The organism is Murimonas intestini, assembly GCF_024622195.1.
GTDB classification, from domain to species: domain Bacteria; phylum Bacillota; class Clostridia; order Lachnospirales; family Lachnospiraceae; genus Murimonas; species Murimonas intestini.
In genome coordinates this window covers 116,836-142,019 of the sequence record NZ_JANKBI010000006.1, presented here as the reverse complement: position 1 = coordinate 142,019, position 25,184 = coordinate 116,836, and the positions used below count along the sequence as shown (strand labels likewise).

Genomic DNA, 25,184 nt, shown 5'->3' with positions numbered 1-25,184 from the left:
CTGTATATATAAAAAGGGCTGCAGTAAAATGTAATGGACTCATTTTACAGCAGCCTGCGTTTTTACAGAGGATATTAATCCTGTTTTATCAGATACAGGGACTTGAATTCATCCGGCAGTATTGGCCTGGAAATATAGAACCCCTGGATGGTATCTGCGTTGATGTCCAGGACAGCGCTCAGCTCCTCCTTCTGTTCTACGCCCTCCACACATACCGTGATGCCTACGCTGTGACAGAGCTGTATAACTGCATTGATAAAGCTGCGGTTGAAGGAATTGACATGGATGGAGGAGATAAACAGCCTGTCTATCTTTACAATGTCGGCCGGAGACTGGGCCAGCATCCCCAGGGAGGAATAACCGGTGCCGAAATCATCCATGGCAAGACGGATATTCAATTCCCGGAGCTGACGGAATGTCTCAGCGAGAGAATTCATCTCTGTGACAAAACAGCTCTCAGTCAATTCTATTACAATATGTTTTGAATCAAGGCCTATCTCATCAAGAGTGCTTTTTATGAATGGGATAAGCTGGTCGTCCAGTATCTGTATGTAGGAGATATTTATATTCATCACAAAATCCGGATTATATTTCAGCCACTCACGGCAGGTCCTGGCAGCGTTTTGTATCACCCATCTGCCTACCTGATTGATCAGGCCCATAGTTTCCAGAATAGGGATAAATTCATCAGGCCCCACATTCGGGCAGTGGCTGTTCTGCCATCTGAGAAGGGCCTCGGCCCCGTTGACCTTCATAGTCCTGGCATCTGTCAGCGGCTGGTAGACAAGGTAAAAGCCTTCCATACCTGAGATAAGGCTGTTCTGCAGCTGGTCTGCTATGGACAGCTGGCGCATCTTCTCCTGGATCAGTTCCTGTGAAAACAGGGTACACATATTTTTGCCCTTATATTTGCTGGCTTCCAGGGCGCTGGACGCAAATTTGATCAGATCCAGGTAATTATCCCCATCTTTCCCTATCATGGCTATACCGCCGGAAACTGTGCAAAAATAGCTGATATCATCCACCTCATGCTGGCGGTTGCAGTAGGCGTGGATCTTTTCGTACAGATCTAATATCATGTCAGTATCCGCATCAGTATATACGATAGCGAAGCTGTCACCGTCAAAGCGGTACATTTCCGCCTGTATCGGCAGCAGGGACTGGACAGTCTGTGCGAACTGTCGGAGTACAGCGTCCCCGAATATATGATCATTTAATTTATTTATATGTGAAAAGTCATCCAGCCCCAGGAGCAGTATTCCGCCCTCCTCCTGATTCTCGATCAGTGTGTCCACCTTGCCTTTACAGGAAGTTTCAGTGAAAAGGCCTGTTATATTGTCAATCTTGCCTCTTGAGCCGAGATTGGTAACGATCCCGGCAAACATCAGAGGAACACCATTTTCATCTCTTTTCAGAAGTCCCCGGCAGACTACCCAGATATACTCATTGCTGCGGTTTCTGATCTGGTATTCTACATTGTGCTCGTCTGTATCCCCGTTCATCATAGTTTCTATGGATTTATAATATCTTTTCTGGTCACGTTCATGTATCAGATTTCCCCACAAAGGAATCAGCCCTTCAACAAGCAGGCCGGGGAGATCGAAATCATGATACATATTCTCTGATACAAGAGAAGTATCATTTGACATATTAACAATATAGATATAGTCGTCCGTGCTGTTTGTAAGAGCATCATAAAACAGATAAGGGTCTATTGAAAAACTCTGAAAAATTTCTTTTTTGATCATTGCATACTTCCCCCTTTCTTTTCCGGAAGAAAAGAAAATCTGATTAATTAAGCATAGCATTTAATTCATAAAAATACAAGTATGACACTGAAGAATTGTGCCCGCACCATACCGGGCGATGCACAGAAGAGGATGGCACCTTAGAATAGCTAAATAAGAAAAAATATGCTACTATGGAAAAAAGGGGGGATTTATGTTGGCAAAAGGCGTTTTGTTTGGCGTGAAGACAAAGATGATCCTGACATTTACCATATGCATCATTATTCCGGGCATAGTTTTCTTCGTCTTTTTTCTTCAGAGCTATTCATCTTATGTGCTGGATAATGTGATTGAGAATAAAGAGAATATCATGAAAGAGGCCCAGAAAAACATGGAGTTCAGGTTTGAGGCATATAAAAATACATCCATGACACTCTATTATAACGAAGCTATGAAGGCGTATATCAATCAGGAGGAGTATGCAGAAGAAAATCCTCTCGTGAATCAGTTTTTGAGCAGTATTGTAAATTCTGACAGGTATATTGCCGCCGCCGTGCTCCGTCTGGGGGACAGGATCTATGGAAGCGGTTACAGCTATCAGAATCTGGAGGATTATTTTGTGCGCCATGAACAGGATATACTCGCTCAAAAAGGCCGGGCCATGTGGAACCCCACGGAGGTCATGACGGCTTCTTATAACCAGACCCCTGATAATTTCTCTCTTGGCAGAGCAGTCAATTCAGAATTACACAATGTGGGTTCTTTCTGGATCTTTTTTTCCAGTGAGATATTCAATAATATATTTAAAAACAGTATCTTTCACGAGGAAAGTACGGATTACTACATGATATCTGAAGACTATCAGATCATTACAAGCAGTAATAAAGAAATGACCGGAAGCAGGGGGGAGGAGGGACTGTGCAGGAGAGCCTGGGAAACAGGGAATGGAAATTTTCTGTATGAGGACGAAGGTTCCGGCAAGGAGAAAATTGTAGTATGTTCTTATTCGGATATGACAGACTGGCTTTTGATTACTGTCACAGATAAAAGCACAGCTTTTAAGGATGTCACTGAAATGAAAAAGGCTTCTGTCATCATAGGAAGTCTGTATGTGCTGTTTATCCTCATTGCTTATTGCTTCTTCTCAAAAGAGTTTTTCGGGCCCATGAAGAAGCTGAGCAGGAAACTGTACAATGTGACGGAGCGGAAGTTTGAAAAGATCGAAGAGACGGGCAGGACAGATGAGATGGGAATGCTCATGAACAACTATAATTATATGGTAGATGAGATACAGGCCCTGATAGAGAACATCAGAGAAGAGGAGAAGGCGAAGAATGAGGAAAAGATGAAGGTGCTGTCCATGCAGATCGGCCCCCATTTTATTTATAATACCCTGAACACAATTAAGTGGATGGCTGTGGTGAACAGGCAGGATAATATAAAAAGGATGGTTGAGTCCCTTGTAAAGCTGATGATGAGCGTCACCTACAATAACAGCGAAGAGATTACGCTAAAGGAAGAAAAGGCTCTGCTGGAAAGCTATGTTTACATACAGAAAATGAGGTTTACTAATTTTGATGTCGAATATGAGCTGCCGGAAGAGATACAGGAGTTCAAGATCCTGAAGCTTCTGCTGCAGCCCTTTGTGGAAAACTGTATTCTGCACGCTTTCAAGGGAAAAGCAGGTGTGGGGCAGATAACGATCCGTTTTTATGAAAAGGGAGGTGTACTGGAGATAGATATCACTGACAATGGTTTAGGCTTTGATCCTGATGCCATAACAAAAAACGGCAATGAAAAGAATGAGATCGATCATGTGGGGATCTGCAATGTTATAGAAAGGATATGGCTCAATTATGGGAAGGAGTATGGAGTGACAATAGACAGTGCGGCAGGAATGGGGACGGCGGTCCATCTTCATCTGCCGGTGATTTGCGGCGGAGGCGAAAAAAATGGTGAGAGTAGTGATAGTAGAGGATGAGATGCTTGTACGTCTCGGGGTAAAAATGAGTCTGGAAGATTCAGGAGCACAGATTAAAGTGGAGGCGGCCTGTGCCAGTGCGGAGGATGCCCTGGAATATTTTGAAGAAAATATGGCGGATGTGCTCCTGACAGATATCAGGCTTCCGGGCATGGACGGACTGGAACTCATAGAAAGGCTGAAAAAGACAGTTCCGGGGCTTATCACAGTAGTTTTAAGCTGCTATGAAGAATTTTCTTATGCCAGAAAGGCAATGGAGCTGGGAGTGGATAAGTATGTCCTAAAACATGAGCTTTCAGAGGATGAGCTTGTAGCTATTATAGAAAAACTGTATGAAGAGAAGCATATCCGCGGCGGCAATGAGAAAAATGAGCGGCCCTCCGGGCGGAGAGTGTCAGAGGCTGCGGCAGGGCAGAAATACAGGATCGCATATATTGTTCTGAGAAAAAAAGAAGAGAGCCATAATCTCTGCACCGATGATATTGACTTCGAAATTGCTGTTGAGGTCCTGCAGGAGATATTGAATATAAGGCATAACGGTGAATGCTTTCTGCGTCATTCCCAGGAGATATTCTGCATCATAAGGTTTGATGAAGATAAGAGGGAGGAGGAGATGCGTCAGCAGACGCTGGATTTCTATGAAAATGCACGTAAATCTATGAAGAAATACTTTAATGCCAATCTCTATATGAATGTGTCAAAGGTCTTCAAGGAGCTGGAAAGGTCACGGGAGGTTTTTGAAAAAGTGAAAAAGGATGAGAGCGGGTCGTTCTATAATGAAAGCTCCTGCCTTAGCTATATACAAGACGGAGCTGAAAAGAAGCCCATAAGACTGGGAAGATCAGAAAAACAGATACTTTCAGATGAATGGTATGAAGAGACTGTGAGAAATACAGAGAACTTTCTGTGGGAGGCCCGCAGGGAATCTGTACCGCCTGAGGATGTAAAAAATGAAGTGGTTAAGTTTATATATGACCTGTCCGGTCTTTTAAAGAAATATTATGCCGCAGATCTGGAGGAATGGATGGGGGATGGTGAGAGGACAAGCTATACTTATATCAGCAGGTTCGGCTCGTGTCACTCCCTGCTGTCGTACATAAAGGAAATTTTACAGGCGCTTATGGATACCAGGCAGAAGGAAGTGTCAGAATACAATAAGATTGCCCGTTACATTGATGAAAACTATATGAGGGAGCTGTCATTAAAAGAAGTATCTGAGCACTTCCACATGAGTGCGCCGTATTTCTGCCAGTATTTTAAAAAGTATACAGGCAGTACATTTGTACAGTACCTGAATCAGGTCAGGATCGAAAAAGCCAGTCAGCTTCTTGGAAACCCTGAACTGACCACAGATGAGGTGGCCGGGCTTGTGGGAATATTTAATACCAACTATTTCTTGAGGCTGTTTAAAAAGATGACAGGCAGGACAGTGGGCGAGTACCGCAGCGATCCCTCGTAAAAATGTGAAAAAATATTAATATATTGAACATAGCCTGAAGATTAGTTAAAAATGTGAATAAAGGCAGAAAGTATATTCCTGTTATCCTGTTTAACTCCTTATTATAATATAAGTAACAAGAAGGCATTGTAGAAGGAGGTAAAGGAATGAAAAAGAAAATCGTGAGTTTACTGATGTGTGCTGCTGTGGTATCGGGGCTTCTGGCAGCCAATGTGCAGGCTTCTGCGGGGGAAGATGCCGCAATTGAAGGCAAGCTGGTCATCTGGGAGCATACAGCCCAGTTTGAACAGCCTCTGAAAGAGGTTATCGCAGGATTTAATGAAAAATATCCCAATGTAGAAGTGGAATATGAGATTAAAACTGCAGACCAGTATTACAATCTTCTTCAGACAGCCATGCAGGCAGGAGAGGCGCCGGATCTGTTCTGGACAAACGGCACGGCTACCACTAATATGGAAGCCTATGTGAAACAGGGAAGGCTGATGGACTTAACTGACAAAGTGGATTTCTCCTTATTTGACGGGACAAATGCCATGAGCCTTGTGGAAGTGGATGGCAGGGTGTATGCTTCGCCTACTGCGGAAGTAGGAGGAAGGGCAGTATTTTACAATAAGGATATCTTTAAAGAGCTGGGGATTGAGGTTCCCGGTACATTCAGTGAGTTTGAAGCGGCCCTGGAAAAGATAAATGAGGCAGATTATCTTCCCATTTCATTCAGCGCCTCTGATCCGTGGACTATCCTGTTCCAGTTTGAACCGGTGCTGGCAGCTACAGCTCTGGACTGGCTGAACGAATATCTGGATACAGGGGAAGTCAAGGTAAATGACCCAAGAGTCGTGGCGGCATATGAGAAAATGCTGGAATGGGCCGACAAAGGATATTATGGACCAGGTTATACCGGAGTAGACGGATCAGGAGCACTGCTGGCATTCTCAAAAGGGGAAGCAGCTATGTGCATTGATGGGACCTGGAATATACAGACGATCCAGGAAAACAATCCGGAACTTAATTTCGGGGCATTCCAGATCCCCACAGAAGATGGGACAAGGCCGTTTGTAGGAACAAGCTCAGTAGGATTCTCAGTCAGCAGTGATACGCAGAATGAGGAAGCAGCGCTGGCGTTTGTAAATTATTTTGCAAGCCTTGAGGGACAGACAGCATGGATTAAAGCCCTTGACTCTATTCCGTGTACAACTAAGATTGTTTCTGACAATGAAGTGATCAATGAGATCGCGCAATATGATGTGCAGACAGAAAGCTACTACAGCATACTTGGATATCTGGAAGCAGATGGAGAAAGCCCAAGGAATGTGTGGGAAGAAGACCAGACTAAAGTATTTTCGGGCGGCCTTACCCCGCAGGAATTCACAGATTCACTGGAAGCACTTACGAAATAGCAAAAGGCTCAATAAGACTGCTGCAAAAGAAAGGAGGCTGACTTTTGCGGCAGTCTTTTGCATACTTTTGTCTTGAAAGGAGAATGCCTGTGAGAAAGAAGAAAGCATATATCGGATTTATTGCTCCGGGGTTTATTATTTATACCATTCTGATGATAGTACCCATTGCCTGTGCAGTTTACTTCAGCTTTTTCGAATGGAGCGGGATCGGTCCCATGAAATTTGCCGGTCTGGATAATTTTAAGAAGCTGTTTTTTGACGCGCGTATGTCAAAAATTTTCTTTAATGCATTGAAGAATAATATTAAATACCTGGTCTGTGTGCTCCTCATTATCACACCTCTCCAGATCTTCTTTGCATATATGATCTATATAAAAATACCCTGCCATAAATACATAAGGATGATGCTTTTCCTTCCCTATGTCATCAGCACATCGATAGTAGGTTTCTTTGCCATTATCATGCTGGATCCAAACATCGGGGTGGGGAACAGCATAATTGGAGCGCTTTTTGGAAATAAGGCAAAGCTGGCCTGGCTGGGAGATCCGGCTATGGTCTTTAAGATCTTTGTCATGGTGGTGATCTGGCAGTGCATAGGGTCAGGCATGATGATCTTCTATGCTGATATGCAGGAGATCCCGTCAGAGATCATAGAAGCCAGCATCATTGACGGCGCAGGCGGATGGACCAGGTTCAGCAAGGTGGTTTTTCCGAGCCTGAGCGCATCCTTTTCCACGAATATCACACTCAGCGTGATATACGCTCTGACAATGTTTGATATTCCTTATATCCTGGTAGGGCCTCAGGGCGGTGTAAATAATAAAATTGATTTTGTAAATATGGTATTTTACAGGTATGCGTTCGGAGGAACATATTTCGGAGAAACCTCCATCGGATTCGGTTCCAGTATCAGTGTTACAATGTTTATTATTATTTTAACCTTTTCCTTTGTGACAAGAAAGCTGCTGAAGGGAAGGGCTGGCAGGGAGGACAGAGGATGAATGCTAAAAGAATAAAAAGAAGAAAGCTTAAGAGGCCGGGGCCGGGCAAGATCATTGTCTCTGTCATACTTGTGATATATTCCTTCCTGGCCATATTCCTGATTGGGAACACCATATTATCTTCATTTAAAACAAAGTCCGACTTAATAAATAATACGATAGGGTGGCCCAGGGAGTTCACACTTGAAAATTTCAGGATCGTCCTTGTGGATGACGGGTTTTTAAGGTGCCTGTTTAACAGCGTCTTTCTGGTGGGGATCTCTCTGCTGCTGCTGATAGCTGTCTCATCCATGACAGCTTACGGGCTGGCACAGTACAGATTTAAGGGGAGGGCTGCACTGCAGACTTATTTTCTGGTGGGACTTATGTTCCCCATACAGCTGGGGATACTGCCGCTTTATATCATGCTCTCAAGAGCCCATCTGACAAATAATCTCTTCGGGCTGGCGCTCATATATACGGCAAATATGTCATTCCCGGTATTTGTGTTCACCAAATTTTTCAATGAACTTCCTATAGAAGTGATTGAATCAGCCAGGGTGGACGGGGCAGGGGAATTTCAGATCTTCGGGAGGATCATCGCGCCTATCTCAAAGCCCGTGATTGCCACTGTGGCGCTGCTTAATTTTGTGACCATCTGGAATGATTTCTATATGCCGCTTGTATTTTTAACAAAATCGTCTGTAAAGACATTGACACTGGGAGTATATACATATACGGCTAATTTCCTTGCCAATTGGAATAAGGTTTTTGCAGCAGCCACTGTAGCGCTGATCCCCGTTATTATAGTTTATTTACTGTTTTCGGACCAGATAGTGGCGGGCCTGACAGGAGGAGCTGTAAAGGGTTAATATATAACAACCCCATTTCTTTTCCAGCCAAAAGGCGTTATAATATAAATATCAGTCTGCGTGATGTGCGGCAGGCAGTTATGAGAAAACATACTTTGAGGCCGGTTTGTGGAGAAAAGGAGAAGCAGCTATGAAGTACAGAAAATTGGGAAATACGGGATTAGAGGTCAGTGAGATCGGACTGGGCGCTGAGTGGATGGAACGCCATTCGGCGGAGGAAGTGAAGGAAGTAGTTGAATGCTGTGAGCGGGAGGGGATCAATATCCTGGATTGCTGGATGTCAGAGCCAAAGGTGCGCTCTAATATTGGCGCAGCCATAGAGGGAAGGCGCGGCAGATGGATCATCCAGGGACATCTGGGATCCACCTGGCAGAACGGCCAGTATGTGCGTACACGTGACTTGGACAAGGTGAAGGCTGCCTTTGGGGATCTGCTGGAGCGTCTGCGCACGGATTATATAGACCTTGGGATGATCCACTTTGTGGATCAGGCTGATGAATTCCACAAAATAATGGAAGGGGAATTCATAGAGTATGTCAGGGAGCTGAAGCAGAAAGGGGTTATCCGCCATATAGGGCTGAGTACCCATAATCCTGATGTGGCAAAGCTGGCTGCCCTGTCAGGGGAGATTGAAATGATACTTTTCAGCATCAATCCTGCATTTGATCTGATGCCGGCCACTGAAGACATGAACCAGTATTTTGCAGAGGAATATGATAAGGAGTTGAGCGGGATCGCCCCTGAACGTGCGGAATTATATAAGATATGTGAACAGAAAAATGTGGGAATCACAGTTATGAAGGGGTATGCCGGAGGCCGCCTGTTCTCAGCAGAGACATCACCCTTTGGCGTGGCGCTCACTCCGGTCCAGTGCCTGCATTACGCACTCACAAGGCCGGCTGTGGCCAGTGTAATGGTAGGGTACGATACGCCGGAGCATGTGGCGGCAGCTGTTGCCTATGAGAATGCTTCGGATGAAGAAAAAGATTATGCAAGTGTCCTGGCATCAGCGCCCCGCCATGCATATTCCGGTCAGTGTACATACTGCGGTCACTGTGCTCCCTGTCCTGCGAAAATAGATATAGCCATGGTGAACAAGCTGTATGACCTGGCAGACATGCAGGATGAGGTGCCGGCTGCAGTAAAAGCCCACTATCTGGATTTAAGTGCCCATGCAGATGATTGTATCAAATGCGGGGGATGTGAAAAACGATGTCCTTTCGGGGTACATGTGATAGAAAAGATGGAGAAGGCAGAAAAATTATTTGTATAGAAAATAAAAAATATGCAGAATCTATATAAAACGTTATAGGAGAGAATAAATGAAGACGATTTATATAAATCTGCATACAACAAATGAGGCCCAGAAGTTTGTAGAAGACGTTTCCCTCATGGAAGGAGACTTTGATCTGTGTTCCGGCCGTTTTACTGTAGACGCCAAGTCTCTGAAAGACGTGCTGAATCTGGGACTCTCAAGCCCGCTCAAGCTTATGGTTCCTGAGGGGACAGAATTAAAGATCTTTGAGAAATACAAACAGCAGTAACTTGACAGCTGCCTGGTGTATTTTGATTGTAAGTGATATGGAATACTGATATAATAGCCTTATATGTTTATAAGGCTATTATTCATGTAAAGCAGCAGGATTATTGATCCTGTGAGATTGATTAAATATAACGGAGGCTGGCTGTATGAAAATAGAAGAGTACCTTTGCGGGTTGACAAAAAAGATGTGCAACTACTATCTGCTAAATCCCACAGAAGAAAATTTTGGGAAGATCATAGAGACATGGTCAGACAATTTTTCCATGATAGGGACGGGCAAGCATGAGGTATATACTTCTTTTGAGGATGCTGTTAACGGAATAGCAGGGAATCAGACTGAAGCATCACAAATAAAGTTTGAGATTCTGGATGAGTGGTACCAGGCTGTTATGCTAAGAGAGGATGCCGCTCTTGTGTACGGAGGGATCTGGGTGAGGGAATTGATGCCGAAAGAAGGGGAGGCCCTCATAGAGATGGATACCAGATTCAGCATCATATATGTCTGTGATGAAGAGGGGAACTGGAAAATGGTGCACCTGCATCATTCTATGCCGTATTTTGACCAGGGACAGGATGAATTCTATCCCAAGGCGCTCTCTGTGAAAGTGCGGGAGGCAATGGAACTGGTGGAATTATTTAAAAAGAGGTCAGAGATGGATCTGATGACCGGGGTGTATAACCACGAGTCATTCCAGAAGAGGATAGAAGAGCAGCTGAAGAAAGGAAAGAAACTGAACCTTTATATACTTGACCTGGACAATTTTAAAAATGTGAATGATACATACGGGCACAGCGCAGGTGACGAACTGCTGAAGTATCTGGCAAAGCTGCTCCAGAAATATTTTAAGGAGGACGGCATCATCGGCCGCATAGGCGGCGATGAATTTGCGATGTGTGATTTTAAGGCCTCAGGAAGTGAAGAGAGCGGGAAAAGGCTGATGGCCCTGTGGGATGAATACAGAGAAGGCTCTGCAAAGATCCTGAATGGAAATTATTCCGGATTTTCAATTGGAATTGCCGCAAATGAAGACGAAAAGCTTACATACAGGCAGCTTTTCAGGCGTGCTGACCAGGCAGTCTACCAGGCAAAAAATATAGGCAAGGACAGGTATGTGTGGTATATGGAAAAATAGGGGTTATGCCTTTGTCATGTGGCCGGAATGTTTTTGTGCTCCAACTCACCGGCCCACTCAAATCCTTTTTTTGCGGCGATGACAGCTATGATTTCGTTTATAACTGCTGCGGCCGCAATCGTACCCTGTATAATCCGTGCGCACTCGGGGGCAGGGCCTGACAGGACGGAAACGGCAATACCTGTAAATACCAGGGAGACACCCGAATGGGGGAGCAGGGTGAGACCCAGATATTTTTTGACTGTATCCGGGGATTTTGTGACAGATGCCCCCAAAAAGGCGCCAAAATATTTGCCGCAGGCTCTTATGATTATATAGGCGGCTGTGTAAAGCCCGGCGCCCAGTATCAGATGATAATCCAGGGGAGCACCCAGGTTCAGGATGACTACGATTATTGCAAATCCCAGCAGAGGATTAAAATATTCGACTATCTGTTTCAGGCGCTGTTCTGAAGCCATGTTTGAGAAGGCAGCGGAAAAGGCCATCCCTATGAGCATGAAATTCAGCACAGGCTTTGGCATCACATAAGTATTGAAGAAAAATCCGGTGGCCGAGGCAAATAATATACCAATTATAAGGATAAAAAGTGTTTTTTCTTTGTTATATTCTTCCCTCAGCAGCAGTCCTGAAAGAAATCCTGTGGCTGCGCCGATAGCCAGGGGAAGTATGACTACAAGCGGTATCATGTAAACCGGCATTTTCTGGTCTGAAATTACGGCTGAAATGATTGAGACAGAGGTAAAAAAGACTACAACAGCCACCATGTCATCCAGTGCAGCCATGGGGATCAGGGTTTTAGTAACAGGTCCGTCTGTCCTGAATTCGCGGACGATGGAGAGTGCCGGCGCAGGCGCTGTGGCCAGGGCTATGCCGCCAAAGATAACAGCAAGGTACAGGGGGACTCCCTGGATGAGGAATATGATTCCGAATCCGAGAGTCACAAAAAGAAAAGTGCCGAGTGACTGGGTAAGTGTAGTGACGATTATCTGTTTTCCTGTCTTTTTAATCTTTTTCCAAACCAGCTCTGTTCCTATCAGCAGTCCTACTGCGCATTCCATGCAGTGTATGATGATATTATACCATTCTGTGTTAAGGACTGTGTCGTTGATCAGTGAGAGGGCATGCGGGCCGAGTATCATTCCTGTAAGCAGCCAGCCCAGTATAGCGGGCAGCCTAAGCTTTGAGATCAGTTTGCCGGCGGCAAATGCTATAACAATGGCGGCGGTAAGACGCAGTATGATCATTTTCTTATACCTCCTTTACAATCCCATAGAGCATAAAATCAAGTATCCGTGCAAGCATTTTTTCATGGTCGCTGATGATATCAGCAAATGATGTGTCTGTATATGCGGAGCTGCTGAAGTAACCGTTGAACATTTCCTGGACAAGGCTGAAATAAGCTACAGCCTCTTTTTCTGTCACTCCCTCCCGGAGCGTCATTTTCTTCAGAGCCAGCCGGTAAATATCCCTGTTGAATGCGTCAAAGTCCTTTTTTAAGAGTTTGATCTCATTGACAAGATGTGGGGGAGGCTGCAGCACAGCTTCGAAGAATATCCGGCTGATAAGCGGATCTGCATCAAAAAAGCTGTAGCGCAGGTCCATGTAATGCTTCAGATCTCCTGAAATATCATTTTCTTTCATATAATCCATAAATGACTGCAAGGCATGCTGCACACACTGCAGATAAAGGTCTTCCTTATTTGTAAAATTGTGATAGATCAGTCCCTTTGAGATATCATGCTCCCTGCATATATCGTTTATTGCGGCCCCTTCGAATCCGTTCTTGCCGAATTCAGTGAGGGCTGCAAGAAGGATACGCCGTTTCGTATTTTCTGTTTTTTCGGATTTTTTCATAACTGTTCCTTTCTAAAACGGATAGTTAATTGACTGTATGGTCTATAATTGTAAGATAGCATAAATAGACCAACTAGTCAATAATAAATTTAAAATATATACCCATAGGGATTAAAAAACGGAATAGCTAAAAGAAAATATAAAAATCCTTTTGCCGGGTAAAAGAGTTATATTAAGTGTAAGACGTTTTACAAAAGTAAGGAGGTGCCTGTGTTTGGACGATAAAGAGCTGGTCAGGCGGATTCAGAATGGACAGAAGGAGTACCTGAATGTAATTGCGGACAGATATTACGATGATATCTATAATTTCTGCTGCTATCATTCGGGAAACCGGGAAGATGCATATGACCTGGCACAGGAGACCTTCCTGCGTTTCATCAGGTATGTGGGGCAGTATAAGTATGTGAATCTGAAAGGATATCTTCTGACAGTGGCCATGAATGTGTGCAGAAATTATTATAGGGATAAAAAAGAGGAGACAGACAGGACAGCCGGGGAGCAGGAGGCGCCGGAGGATGTCATACACAGGGAGTATCCGCCCGGAAAATATAGCGGGCAGGACGGATACAGCCGGCTGGAATACTGCATGGTCCTGAAAAATATTCTGGCGAAGATACCGGAAGTACAGCGGGAGGCTGTGATCCTGCATCATTTTTACGGCTATAAAAACAGAGAGATCGCCAGGATGACAGGAGCCTCCTGTGCGGCGGTGAAATCACGTGTGAACCAGGGAAGCGGGATAGGGATGAAGCTTCTTGCGGCGCTGGCCGTTTATATTTTTGTAAGCGTGGGTATGATAGGGCTTGTCGTGCTCCTTTATCTCTCTGTCTTTGGGCCTGACGGCCTGGAAGCTTCAAGTCTTTTGATGAACATCCCTTCTGGGGGATATCATCCGGAAACAATACTGGGGTTTTACTTGTATGAGATTGGGATGTCATTTTCCGGCATGCTGCTCCTTATGGCGGTCACAGCGGGCATCTCGGCTTACAGCAGGAATTCTTATATGTCAGTCATAATGTCGGTGATCGTATTTCTGATTCCTGTTCTGTGGATTAAAGTATTTGCTCCTATGCAGATTTTCGGGTCCTTTACAAACGTGGTCAATCATTTCATGGCCTCCATGCCGGTCATGCTTCCTTTGAGCTGGGGGTTTGTTTTTACAGGAAAGCAGACAGCCGTGCACCTGGGGGTGGCAGGCATCACGGCTGCAGTATGCAGCGTGGCAGCATACCGGAAGTATAAGAACTATCAGGGCAGGTAAAAAGTGCAGGATGTCTGTTACTGTTCGCGGAACCGTGTTTTAGCGGGGCCGTGAATAGTAACGGCTGCCGTATTTTGGTATATGAGGAGAGTGTACTGCACCGGGGAAGTGTGGTATACTTTCCTTATATTATAGTACGGGCCGGAAAGGAAGAAGATTATGCACTATAACTGTCTGATCATAGATGATGAGGAGCCGCTGGCGGAAAGTACAGCGGAGTATTTTAACATATTTGGCGTCAGCGCCGCCGCAGTGTTTGACGCTGAAGGCTGCCGCAGATTTCTGGGGGAGAACAGTGCGGATATCATACTATTGGATATCAATCTGGATAAGACCTCCGGGTTTGACCTCTGCAGAGAACTGCGCACAAAAACACAAGTCCCCATACTTTTTATCAGCGCCAGGCAGAGTGACGATGATATTCTGCTGGCTTTGGGGATCGGAGGGGACGACTATATACGCAAGCCATATACGCTGAGCGTTCTTCTGGCAAAGGTGAAGGCTGTACTTAAAAGATGCGCGCCCAAGGAAGAGACACGTTATCAGTGTGGTGAGCTGGAAGTAGATTTCCTGGCAGGAAGGGCTTATAAATGTAAAAAGCCGTTAAAGCTAAAAGCCATGGAATACAAGCTTCTTGCATATCTTGTGAGGAACAGGGGAAGGGTCATACATAAGGAAGAATTATTTTCACAGGTGTGGGGAGATGTGATAACAGGGGACGGCACCCTGAATGTGCATATCCGCAGGCTGAGGGAACAGATCGAGGAGGACCCCAATCATCCGGTGTATATAAGGACTGTATGGGGAACGGGGTACCTGTTTGAGGAGATGCAGCCATGAGAAGAAAGATTATTCTGATTATGGCCGTTTTTCTGATCATACAGAGCGGGCTTGCCCTTGCGGTGCTCCGCTTTGACGGGGAGGATAAGTCTTCTCTGGACATGGTAAAGGTAAATGAGCTGATGTATTCCTGTGTGGAAGCCTGGCCCCGGCTGCAGCAGGGGATCACGGACAATATGCCCCTGTCAGATTATGAATATGCGCTGCTGGACAGGGAAGGCAGGCTTATATATGCCCGGGATGGACAGGAGAAGCTCAGCCTGCAGGAGGCCATCCGGAGGCGGGATACAGTGATAGATCTGTATGACGGAAGTGAGCAGCTGGGGAAACTTGTCCTGGTAAATGATCTTGTTTTGCAGGCCGGCAGGCAGCAGGGCAGGGTGCTGGCAGTCCTGGGTGCGGGAACAGTTCTTTTCATTCTGGCAGGGATATGCTATGTGCTGTGTCTGGAAAAGACAGTGTTCGGGCCATTTAAGAGGCTGAAGGTTTTTGCGGTCCGTGTGGCAGAAGGAAATCTGGATATCCCCCTCACCATGGACAGGGATAATGCATTCGGTGCATTTACGGAGAGCTTTGATCTGATGCGGGCGGAGCTGAAGAAGGCAAGAGAGCAGGAGCGAAGGGCAAGCCAGAGCAAAAAAGAGCTGGTGGCAAAGCTCAGCCATGACATAAAGACTCCCATCGCCTCTATAAAGGCCGTGGCCGAAGTAATGGCAGTGGGGGCGGAACGGGAGAAAGAGAAACAGCAGCTGGGGATCATCGAAGCAAAGGCTGACCAGATCAATGCCCTCATATCTAATCTGTTCCACGCCACGCTGGAGGAACTGCAGGAACTGGAAGTAAAGCCTGCTGTGCAGGATGGCAGGAGCATAAGGGAGCTTCTCATACAGGCTGATTATCTCAAAAGAGCGCAGCTGGGGGATATACCTGAATGTCTTGCAGTATTCGACGCGCTCAGGCTGCAGCAGGTATTCGACAATTTATTTGAAAATTCATATAAATATGCAGGGACGCCCATACAAGTGACGGCAGAGACAGGACAGGGATATTTGTCCATAGTCTGCCGCGACTACGGGCCGGGGGTGCCTGAAAAAGAATTTCCCCTGATTTTTGAAAAGTTTTACAGAGGCAGCAATACGGCTGGAAAAGACGGCGCTGGCCTGGGACTGTATATTTCCCATTATCTCATGGAGAAGATGGGAGGGAGCCTTGTGTGCAAAAATCTGGAGGATGGATTCCTTGCAGAGGTGAAGGTGAAGCTCTGAGAGGACAGACAAGGCATTCTTAAATGATTTAAGAATCCGTTAAGGAACCGGCAAAGACTGTTAAGGAACCGGCGTGGTAATATGAGTGCATAAAATACATGCGAGGTGTAATCAGAATGAGTGAGATCATATTGTCCACGGACAAACTTTGTAAAACATTTTCAAATGGGGGAATACAGCAGCATGTGCTGCGCAACCTGGACGTAAAAATACAGAAAGGCGATTTTACTGTGATAATGGGGTCGTCAGGTGCAGGAAAATCCACACTTTTATACGCGCTTTCAGGCCTGGATAAGCCCACTCTTGGCAGGGTATATTTTTCAGGGGAGGAGATATCAGGATTTTCAAATGACAGGCTGGCAGTGTTCAGAAGAAAACACTGCGGCTTTGTTTTCCAGCAGATATATCTGATGGACAGCATGAGTGTGTTCGATAATATAATGGCTGCGGGGCTTCTTATTTCAAATGACAGAAGGGCAGTGGCACAGAGAGCCAGGGAACTGCTGGAGGCAGTGGGGATCCCGGAGGAGACACACAGGAAATTCCCGGCCCAGCTCTCAGGAGGGGAAGCCCAGCGTGTTGGCATTGTCAGGGCATTGATCAACAGTCCGGAGGTTGTATTCGCTGATGAGCCTACAGGACAGCTCAATTCTGCATCCAGCACTGACGCACTTGATGTGCTGACCGGTTTCCACCGGCAGGGCCAGAGTATCGTTATGGTTACACATGACCTGAAGTCAGCCCGGAGAGGTAACCGTATCCTGTATCTTCGGGACGGTGTGGTCTGCGGGGAATGCAGACTGGGAGAATACCAGCCCCGGGATGGGCAGCGGCATGAAAAACTTACTGCTTTTCTGGATGAGATGGGGTGGTAGGTATGAGAAAAATAGTATCACTTGCTTTCGCCAATATCAGAAAGAATAAGGGACAGTCTCTTTCATTTTTTATTATTATCTTTGTCTCTGCTCTGTTTTTAAGCCTTGGACTTGTCACAATGTTTGAGTACACGGAGAATTTTGACAAAAAAGCACTGCAGCAGGAAGCGCCGGATGTTATGTTTGCTGTCCAGGAGGACAGGGAAGAACTGCTCACTTCTTTCGAGAAGGAGATGGCTTCAGATAAAAGAGTGATCTCGCTGGCGAAGATACCTGCCCTGCTGGCAGCAGGAGAATTTTACTACGGAAATGGGCTGAACAGCAGAAATGCAGTTTTCTTTGAAGCATCAGATGACGGAAGCATACCATTTGGAGCCATTATGGAGAAAACCGATAAGGAGGTGGAGGATCCCATCTATCTGCCTTACCTGTTTAAAATGGGCGGCGGCTACAGCACCGGAGAGCCGTTTCATATTACACTTGTAACAGCGGGAATGGGAAAAAAGGAATTTTCATTTACAATAGCCGGTTTTTATGAGGATATTTATTTCTCAACGATCAACAGCACTATCACAGGATTCCTGCTTGGGGAAAGGCCGTATAGGATGCTCAAAGAAGCTCTCGGGAGCGGTCCGGCAGGATGTGTATACGCTGTTGAGGCGGCAGGTCCTGATGATAATGAAAGAGTATCCTCTGTATATGGCACTAAGCTGGGAAACATCTGTAATGGGGCGGGGCTTATGTGGGACAGCAATCACTATGCGTCTGTCAAATCTGCCAGGACTGTGACCTCATCTATCGGGACCAGCATCATAGTTGGTTTTTCAGTACTTCTGCTGCTGATCGCACTTGTGGTGGTGAACTTCAGGATCAAAAACAGCGTGGAGGAGGAGATCAGGAATATTGGTGCATTAAAGGCTCTGGGATACACAAGTTCCCAGCTGATAGGCACATTTCTGATGCAGTTTACAGTCCTTTCACTGGCAGGCGGACTGCTGGGTATCCTCTGTTCTTATGGGGTACTTCCGGCTCTGTCTCTGATGTATGCCATGCAGACAGGGATCGTCTGGGAGCAGAGTTTTTCGGGGGCTGCATTTGTACTGACTCTGGCACTGACAGAAGTTCTTGTCTGCTTTGTTGCCTTTACTTCATCTGTGCGTATCAGGAAGCTGCCTCCTATTGCAGCCCTGAGGACAGGACTTCAGACTCACAGCTTCAGGAAAAATTATTTTCCTCTTGATAAGGGAAGGGGGCCGCTTATTGTAATAATGGCGGCAAAACAGCTGGTGCGCAGTATAAAACAGAATATTCTGATCGGGCTGATCGTGACGGGAGTAACATTTGCGGCTGTGTTTGCAGGAGTCCTCTATTATAATATAAATATTGAAAAAGATATCTTTATCCAGATGGTGGCGGGTGAAACACCGCACCTGCAGCTGGAGGCCGGCGGGCCGGAGGCGGCAGAGAGGCTTCTTGAGCATGTCAGAGAAAAAGAGGGGACAGATAAAGCGTTCTATTTCTCAACAGAAGTGGTAACATGTGAACAAAATTACGAAGCCTACGGATATATCCTGAATGACTTTGATATGATAGATAACACCAATTGGCTTTATCAGGGAAGATTTCCAAGATATGATAATGAGACGGCCCTTGGGGGGCTGCTGGCGGAAATTCTGGATAAAAAGCCGGGAGATACAATTACTGTCACACAGGGAGATGTAAGCCGGGATTACCTGATAACGGGACTTATCCAGGGCTCAAATTATATGGGGCATGATCTGTGCATGACGTCAGAGGCATATCAGCGGATCAATGAGGGATTTTCCCCTACAATGATCAACGCCTACCTGAAAGACAGAATAAAGGCCGGGGAATTTTTAGAAGAACTTATGGACAGTTCAGCGGATCTGCTAAATGCTGTAAATGCAGATGAGATGATCAGAAGCTCCATGTCTTCCTATCAGGATATAGTGGCTGTCCTGGCCGTGGTAGTAAGTCTTGTGACGGCAGTGATAATCATACTTGTGCTCTATCTTGTCATAAAGACCCTGCTTGTAAGAAAGAAGCAGGAGCTTGGAATACAGAAAGCGCTGGGGTATACCACAGGAGAGCTTGTTCTCCAGAACGCCCTTGCCTTCCTTCCGGTGGTCCTGATTGGCGCGCTGCTGGGAGGATGGGGAGGATGCGTGGGGCTAAATCCATTCTTTAGCCTGCTCTTTTCAGGAATTGGCATGATGAAGGTGGGCTTTGTGATCTGCATGCCGCTTATTATAGGGATCTGTGCATTTATAGCAGCGTTTGGATTTGCAGTGGCAGCTATTGTATCATTGCGGATAAAGAAGATATCACCTTATTCACTTATCAGTGAGTAATAAGCTGGGCTGTTCCTGGCTAAACAGCAGTTGTGCCTGATAAAAAAAGCGGGTATAATAAGAAAAACAGGTATAATAAAAACAGATGCAGTAAATAAGCCCCATGCTCTGGTGCAGGCGGGGCGCTATGGGATGTGACGGGAGGCGGTCATGGAACGTTTTACAGGACAGGGAGCATCACCGGGAATTGCTGTGGGGCCGGCAGCCGAGTTAGCGGATGAGGGGCAGGCAGCAGTTAAGAAGCATGTGGATGATATAGATGCAGAGGAAAAAAGATTTTGGGAGGCTCAGAGCATTGCCGCTGCCCAGATAGAAAAAATAAGGGATAAAGCTTTAAAATCAGCAGGCGAGCATGAGGCAGGTATTTTTGACGCGCACAGAATGCTGCTCATGGATGAAGCGTTTACCCGGGAGATCCTGGATACGGTCCGCCGTGAGGCAGTTAACGCAGAATATGCAGCAGCCCTGGCATGTGATAAGTTTTCAACTGTATTTTCCAGAATGGATGATGAGTACATGAGAGAGAGGGCTGCAGATGTCAGGGATGTGGCCGGACGCCTTATAAAAGTACTTGGCTGCGGAGGTGAGGAGCAGAATATTCCGGAGGTTCCTTCTATAATAATAGCGGATGATCTCTCCCCCAGCCAGACAATACAGCTGGAGAGAAAGAATGTCCTGGCGTTTGTGACAAGGAGAGGCTCTTCAAATTCCCACACAGCGATCCTGGCAAGGACAATGGGCATCCCGGCAGTAGTTGATGCGGGAGTTCCCGCGGGAGCCGGCGGCAGGATGGCCGTGGTGGACGGAAGCAGGGGCAGCATTGTGCTGGACCCGGATGAGGAAACACTTGAGAAAGCCAAAAGGCTTAAGCAGGCTGCTGAAGACAGGAGAAGAGAGCTCTCAGAGTACAAAAGCCTGCCAGCCGTTACAAGGTCGGGGAAAAAGATCAGAGTCATGGCAAATATAGGAAGCCTGTCAGATATAGATGCAGCCATACAGAACGGAGCGGAGGGGATCGGTCTTTTCAGGAGTGAGTTCCTGTATCTGGAGGGCAGAACCTGCCCGTCCGAGGAGGAACAGTTCCTGGCATACAGAGAAGCCGCCAGAAGAATGGACGGAAAAAAGGTCATAATCAGGACAATGGATATAGGGGCCGATAAGCAGGCTGATTATCTGGAGATGGACCGGGAGGAGAATCCTGCCCTGGGCTGCAGGGCTGTGCGTATCAGCCTGACAAGGGAGGATATATTCAGGACACAGCTGCGGGCCCTCTACAGGGCCTCCGCATATGGAAATATTGCAGTGATGGTCCCTATGATAATTTCTGTATGGGAAGTGAAGAGAGTCAGGGAGATCATGGGAGAAGTCAGAAAAGAGCTGGAAAAAGAGGATATCCCTTTCAGGAATATGGAGCTTGGCATTATGGTAGAGACTCCGGCAGCGGCGCTGACCGCTGATGATCTGGCTGCAGAATCCGATTTTTTCAGCATTGGGACAAATGACCTTACACAGTATACGCTTGCCCTGGACAGGCAGAATGCAAAGCTTGAGAGATTTTATGACCCATATCATCCCGCTGTAATGCGGCTGCTGAAGATGACATGTGATGCAGCCCACAAGGCCGGTATATGGGTGGGTATCTGCGGTGAGCTGGCAGCCGATGTGAAAATGACAGAAAAACTCATCGGAATGGGAATTGATGAAATGTCAGCAGCGTCCGGGATGATACTTGAGATAAAAAAAGCCATATGCGAGAGCAGATAATAAAAAGGTATACCGCAAAGGGGGATGCGGTATACCTTTTTAGCTGTACACTTTTGTTCAAGCTATCTCTGGTAGGTCGGTGTCATATCATCCGGGAAGGCTGGTTCTGTCTGCTGTCTGTTGTCTGACTCAGAAGTTTCAGCTGCATGGCCTAAGGTGAGAGAAACTGTTCTTTCATTGTAAGTTCCGTTCTGTGCCGACTTAAGAGTAACTTCCACTGTTTCACCGGCAGCATAGTACTGGAGCAGATCTTTAAGCTGATCGATATCGGTTATTTTTTTGCCGTCAAATTTAATGATAACATCGCCTTTGATGATACCGGCTGCTTCTGCCGCACCACCGCTTGTCACTTCTGACACGTAGACGCCCTCGGGAATGCCATACATCTGATTGATGGCTTCAGTTACGGAAGCTCCTTTGATCCCTATGCTGGACTGTTCATTATCAGCGACCTTTGAGCGTGTTGTCTCATTCATGAGGTTTTCAATGGTATCAGAGACTCTTGCCATTGGGATGGCGTAGCCCATTCCCTCGATTTCCGTGCTGGCCAGTTTCGCTGAATTGATGCCGATAACCTCACCCTTCATATTTACAAGGGCGCCGCCGCTGTTGCCGGGATTGATGGCAGCATCAGTCTGGATGTAAGTCGGTATGTCAGCGGCATCTGCGGAAGTATTGACAGTTCCGTCTGATGAGCTGGCTGTCAAGGAACGGTTTGTTGCACTGACAATGCCTGTGGTGACAGACTGGCCGTATCCTAATGCATTACCGATAGCTACAACCTGCTCCCCTACCCTCAGTGAATCAGAATCACCGATGGCAGCTACTGCAATTTTTGACATCGTATCAGCCGAGATGGAATCAAGCGGTATAGCGATCACTGCCAGGTCATTATCAGGGTCTGTGCCTTTTACAACTGCTTCATAAACCTGATTATCGATGAAGCCTGCTGAGATTGTAGTGGCATTTTGAATAACATGGTAGTTAGTTACTATGAGCAGTTCAGAATCATTCTTGCCCACGATGATACCGGATCCTCGGCTCTCAGTTTCCTGAAGCTGTGGCTGGCTCTGTCCGCCATAACCGAACATACTGAAATAGTTCTGGACTTCCTGCACGGATTTATTTGTGATGGAAACAATAGAAGGCATCACTTCTTCAGCGATATCAGAGACATCCAGGCCTCCTTTTACAGCTGCGGTGTTTTCGTTTCCGGCGGCTGAAGTATTCTTCAGCAGACTGCTCTTTTCTGTTGATGCTGTATTTTCAACTGCCGGACTGCTTCCGGCAGGATTTCCAGCTGCATAGCTGAATCCGTAAAATGTTCCGAAGGAAACTCCACCAAAGAGGACGGCGCTCAGGGTGATGGCTCCTATCTTTTTAGCAATCCGTGCTGCCTTTCCGGAAGATCTGTGCTTTTTATTCCTTCCTGGTCCCTGGGACGGCTCTGTATTTCCTTCTGTCATGTTGTAATGGTACATGTGCTCTGTGTTTTCAAAATTGTTCTCATTATATTCTAACATAATTAACATCTCCTTATTTTTTATACATGGGCTTTGTTTGTTGTTTCCTTTGTTTCTATGCTCACAGTATAAAAGAGATCTGTGATAGAATTGTTGAGATTTTGTGATAAAATTGAGGTAAATTTGTGAAAAAAAAGTGTTCAAATATTTTTTGCTCTAAGCTCCCATCAGCTCCCTGAAAAGGCCGGAGTATTCAGTGCGCTTGGCATCTATGAACTCGATCGCCACCGAAGGGTGTTTCTTTTCCTGGCCTGTGAGCAGATAAGGGATATCATAGCCCCAGACAACGCCGGAACGCTTCAGAGGCAGCATCTGCTGTTCAATAAAGTCAATAATGGGAAGTTCATCATATTTTCTCAAGTTATCAGCGCCTGTACTCTTCAGATATCCCAGCAGCTGTTCTGTTGAACAGTTTCCGGCCCCGCGCCCCATACCGTTTACAGTCACATCCAGCAGAGATACGCCGCGTGCCATTGACTCTATTGTATTGGCAAATGCAAGCTGCTGGTTATTATGGGCATGTATGCCCACCCTGGTGCCTGCATCCTTTCCAGCGTCCAGATACATATCAGCAAGCCTGCGTATCTGCTCCGGGTAGAAGGAACCATAGCTGTCTACCAGATATACGGCATCGGCCGGGCTGGCTGAGAGGATCTTGAGGATATCCAGTAATTCCCTGTCTGTATTATTTGAAACAGCCATGATATTTACTGTTGTTTCGTAGCCTTTTTCTGAACAGTATTCCGTCATCCTGACGGCCTCACCGATTGTATCGCTGTAGGTGGCAATGCGCACCATGTCTATGACGCTGTCCTTTTTATCAATGATATCTTGTTTATAATCTGTCCTCCCCACATCTGCCATGACTGAGATTTTCATAGAGGAAGGATTGCTGCCCACAATACTTCTGATATCATCCTCGCGGCAGAATTTCCACTTGCCGAATTCCCCGGGGTTAAACAGCTTCTCAGAAGCTTTGTAGCCAAATTCCATATAGTCGATTCCGGCCCGGATATTTGTCTCATATAAGCTGCGCACAAATTCATCAGTGAAATAAAAGCGGTTTACGAGACCTCCATCCCTGAGTGTACAATCTAAAATCTTCATTTCCTTCTGCTCCATAATAATCTCCTTTCGGTTCAACTAAAAAGACCGATGTCTGCACATGCAAACATCGGTCAGTCAAACCATATTCAGTCTACTTTTACTGAGTTTTATTGACTATTCTCAAATGTTCCAGTGCATCACAAATAGCTGGTACAAAATAAAAGTACCAGTAGCTAAAAAAGGAATATGCAGATGTAGTTGCACACATATTTTTATTTAAGCTGTTATTTGCTGTCATAATGAACACTCCTGTAAAATAGTTATCTGCATTATAGATTAACAGAAAAGATTTGTCAATCAAAAAATAAAAAAACTAAAGACAATAGAGTATATTCGTTACTTTTCACACGTCACCGTCCCGCGAGGTGTTTTCGTGCGAATTTTGCACGAAAATCCCGAGGGCTGCAGCGCGAAACGGCGCTTTTGCCGTTTCTGTGCATCGCGAAGCGTGTTACTGGTCACAGAGTGGGCAGTAACGTATATTCTTATAGTCTTTAACATAGTATTTGATGTTTGTCCTGCCTTTTTTCAGTATAACATGTCCTTCGGCCTCCAGTTTTTCCTTCTGGGCTTCGACGCCGCCCGGATATTTGGGGTTCAGTTCCCCGTTTGCCTTTAAGGTCCGCCAGTAGGGAGTCTCATGATCCTTTCTCTGGTAACTGGCCCAGGCTGCTATTGAGACAAAGATCCCGGCCGTGATAGGATCTGTGAAATCCGCGTTATTCTTTTTTGCCAGATAGTCACGTATATCCCCGATGGTGATGACCTTTCCCTCGGGAACAGTCTTCATGATTTCATCATAGGTGATGGGCGGGGCAAAGTACATTTTTTCACCGCCGTATTTATTGATGGTCTTCTGGTCAGTTACGATCTGGATCTTAGGCATCCCTGTATCCCTGTGCAGCATGGCGTTAAAATCCTTTTTATCCTCATTTGCCATATCAGTACACCTCCTCTGCCTTTATAATAATACACAATCATAAGCCATGCAATGAGACGGTTTTAAGTTTTAAAGAATTTTACAGAATTGGCGGACGCTTCTGTTTCTGCTTTTTCGCTTCCAGGCGTTCGCAGGCAGTGAGCACCAGTTTCTTCATAGAACGGTGGTGGGCCCTGCAGGCATGGCAGTTGCCATGCCTTTCACAGGATGTCCTTTTACAGGGACAGTCAGTTTTTGTGTCAGCGTTTATATTAATATTGTTTTTTTCTTTTATTTTGTCCATTTAATCTC

The 25,184-nt window shown here is 45.9% G+C and carries 21 protein-coding genes; 14 read left to right on the top strand and 7 right to left on the bottom strand.

Features of this window, described 5'->3' with window-relative positions; translation table 11 throughout:
• Positions 1-74: 74 nt before the first annotated feature.
• Positions 75-1,748 carry a bifunctional diguanylate cyclase/phosphodiesterase gene (locus NSB28_RS11500; RefSeq protein ID WP_109627440.1) on the bottom strand — a complete coding sequence of 558 codons (1,674 nt, stop codon included), beginning with the start codon at positions 1,746-1,748 and terminating at the stop codon, positions 75-77.
• Positions 1,749-1,941: 193 nt separating this feature from the next.
• Here NSB28_RS11500 and NSB28_RS11495 point away from each other — a divergent pair, with 193 nt between their 5' ends.
• The 8 genes from NSB28_RS11495 (at position 1,942) to NSB28_RS11460 (ending at position 11,092) form a co-directional block, all read left to right on the top strand.
• The gene (locus NSB28_RS11495; RefSeq protein WP_109627438.1) at positions 1,942-3,708 is read left to right on the top strand and encodes a cache domain-containing sensor histidine kinase; all 1,767 of its coding nucleotides are present in this window, start codon (positions 1,942-1,944) and stop codon (positions 3,706-3,708) included.
• Complete coding sequence (locus NSB28_RS11490; RefSeq protein WP_109627435.1) at positions 3,680-5,167, top strand: response regulator transcription factor; 1,488 nt, start codon at positions 3,680-3,682, stop codon at positions 5,165-5,167. Before NSB28_RS11495 ends, NSB28_RS11490 begins: the two co-directional genes overlap by 29 nt.
• A gap of 146 nt (positions 5,168-5,313) precedes the next feature.
• Complete coding sequence (locus tag NSB28_RS11485; RefSeq protein WP_109627433.1) at positions 5,314-6,564, top strand: ABC transporter substrate-binding protein; 1,251 nt, start codon at positions 5,314-5,316, stop codon at positions 6,562-6,564.
• A gap of 89 nt (positions 6,565-6,653) precedes the next feature.
• Positions 6,654-7,565 (top strand): carbohydrate ABC transporter permease, encoded by a 912-nt coding sequence (locus NSB28_RS11480; RefSeq protein ID WP_187374207.1) that lies wholly within the window; start codon positions 6,654-6,656, stop codon positions 7,563-7,565.
• Complete coding sequence (locus tag NSB28_RS11475; protein ID WP_109627430.1) at positions 7,562-8,416, top strand: carbohydrate ABC transporter permease; 855 nt, start codon at positions 7,562-7,564, stop codon at positions 8,414-8,416. The genes NSB28_RS11480 and NSB28_RS11475 overlap by 4 nt, the downstream gene beginning before the upstream one ends.
• A 130-nt stretch (positions 8,417-8,546) precedes the next feature.
• Complete coding sequence (locus NSB28_RS11470) at positions 8,547-9,689, top strand: aldo/keto reductase (RefSeq protein ID WP_109627428.1); 1,143 nt, start codon at positions 8,547-8,549, stop codon at positions 9,687-9,689.
• Positions 9,690-9,738: 49 nt separating this feature from the next.
• Positions 9,739-9,960, top strand: a complete 222-nt coding sequence (locus NSB28_RS11465) for a PTS sugar transporter (protein ID WP_109627425.1) — start codon at positions 9,739-9,741, stop codon at positions 9,958-9,960.
• A 145-nt stretch (positions 9,961-10,105) separates the two neighbouring features.
• Complete coding sequence (locus tag NSB28_RS11460; protein ID WP_109627423.1) at positions 10,106-11,092, top strand: diguanylate cyclase domain-containing protein; 987 nt, start codon at positions 10,106-10,108, stop codon at positions 11,090-11,092.
• A gap of 14 nt (positions 11,093-11,106) precedes the next feature.
• Here the strand turns inward: NSB28_RS11460 and NSB28_RS11455 are convergent, their stop codons facing one another.
• Entirely contained in the window at positions 11,107-12,336 is a 1,230-nt protein-coding gene (locus NSB28_RS11455; protein ID WP_109627421.1) for a cation:proton antiporter, read from the bottom strand.
• A 4-nt stretch (positions 12,337-12,340) separates the two neighbouring features.
• The gene (locus NSB28_RS11450; RefSeq protein WP_109627419.1) at positions 12,341-12,946 is read right to left on the bottom strand and encodes a TetR/AcrR family transcriptional regulator; all 606 of its coding nucleotides are present in this window, start codon (positions 12,944-12,946) and stop codon (positions 12,341-12,343) included.
• Positions 12,947-13,160: 214 nt separating this feature from the next.
• Between NSB28_RS11450 and NSB28_RS11445 the strand changes: the two genes are divergently transcribed.
• From NSB28_RS11445 to ptsP, 6 genes are all read left to right on the top strand, one after another.
• Complete coding sequence (locus NSB28_RS11445; protein ID WP_109627417.1) at positions 13,161-14,207, top strand: RNA polymerase sigma factor; 1,047 nt, start codon at positions 13,161-13,163, stop codon at positions 14,205-14,207.
• 159 nt (positions 14,208-14,366) lie between these two features.
• Positions 14,367-15,047 carry a response regulator transcription factor gene (locus tag NSB28_RS11440; protein ID WP_109627415.1) on the top strand — a complete coding sequence of 227 codons (681 nt, stop codon included), beginning with the start codon at positions 14,367-14,369 and terminating at the stop codon, positions 15,045-15,047.
• Positions 15,044-16,312, top strand: coding sequence for a HAMP domain-containing sensor histidine kinase (locus NSB28_RS11435; RefSeq protein ID WP_109627412.1), 1,269 nt, complete (start codon positions 15,044-15,046; stop codon positions 16,310-16,312). Before NSB28_RS11440 ends, NSB28_RS11435 begins: the two co-directional genes overlap by 4 nt.
• 116 nt (positions 16,313-16,428) lie before the next feature.
• A complete protein-coding gene (locus NSB28_RS11430; RefSeq protein ID WP_109627409.1) occupies positions 16,429-17,187 on the top strand; it encodes an ABC transporter ATP-binding protein in 759 nt (252 codons plus the stop codon).
• Between the two features lie 2 nt (positions 17,188-17,189).
• A complete protein-coding gene (locus NSB28_RS11425; RefSeq protein WP_109627408.1) occupies positions 17,190-19,559 on the top strand; it encodes an ABC transporter permease in 2,370 nt (789 codons plus the stop codon).
• A 150-nt stretch (positions 19,560-19,709) separates the two neighbouring features.
• A complete protein-coding gene (gene ptsP / locus NSB28_RS11420) occupies positions 19,710-21,323 on the top strand; it encodes a phosphoenolpyruvate--protein phosphotransferase (protein WP_109627407.1) in 1,614 nt (537 codons plus the stop codon).
• 62 nt (positions 21,324-21,385) lie between these two features.
• Here the strand turns inward: ptsP and NSB28_RS11415 are convergent, their stop codons facing one another.
• The 4 genes from NSB28_RS11415 to NSB28_RS11400 form a co-directional block, all read right to left on the bottom strand.
• Positions 21,386-22,846: a S1C family serine protease gene (locus NSB28_RS11415; RefSeq protein WP_109627406.1), complete on the bottom strand. Its 1,461-nt coding sequence runs from the start codon at positions 22,844-22,846 to the stop codon at positions 21,386-21,388.
• A gap of 156 nt (positions 22,847-23,002) precedes the next feature.
• On the bottom strand, positions 23,003-23,968 hold the full coding sequence (locus NSB28_RS11410) for an aldolase catalytic domain-containing protein (protein ID WP_257497734.1): 966 nt from the start codon (positions 23,966-23,968) through the stop codon (positions 23,003-23,005).
• A 436-nt stretch (positions 23,969-24,404) separates the two neighbouring features.
• Complete coding sequence (locus NSB28_RS11405; protein ID WP_109627405.1) at positions 24,405-24,893, bottom strand: MGMT family protein; 489 nt, start codon at positions 24,891-24,893, stop codon at positions 24,405-24,407.
• A 79-nt stretch (positions 24,894-24,972) separates the two neighbouring features.
• Positions 24,973-25,176: a hypothetical protein gene (locus NSB28_RS11400; RefSeq protein ID WP_109627404.1), complete on the bottom strand. Its 204-nt coding sequence runs from the start codon at positions 25,174-25,176 to the stop codon at positions 24,973-24,975.
• Between the last annotated feature and the right edge of the window lie 8 nt (positions 25,177-25,184).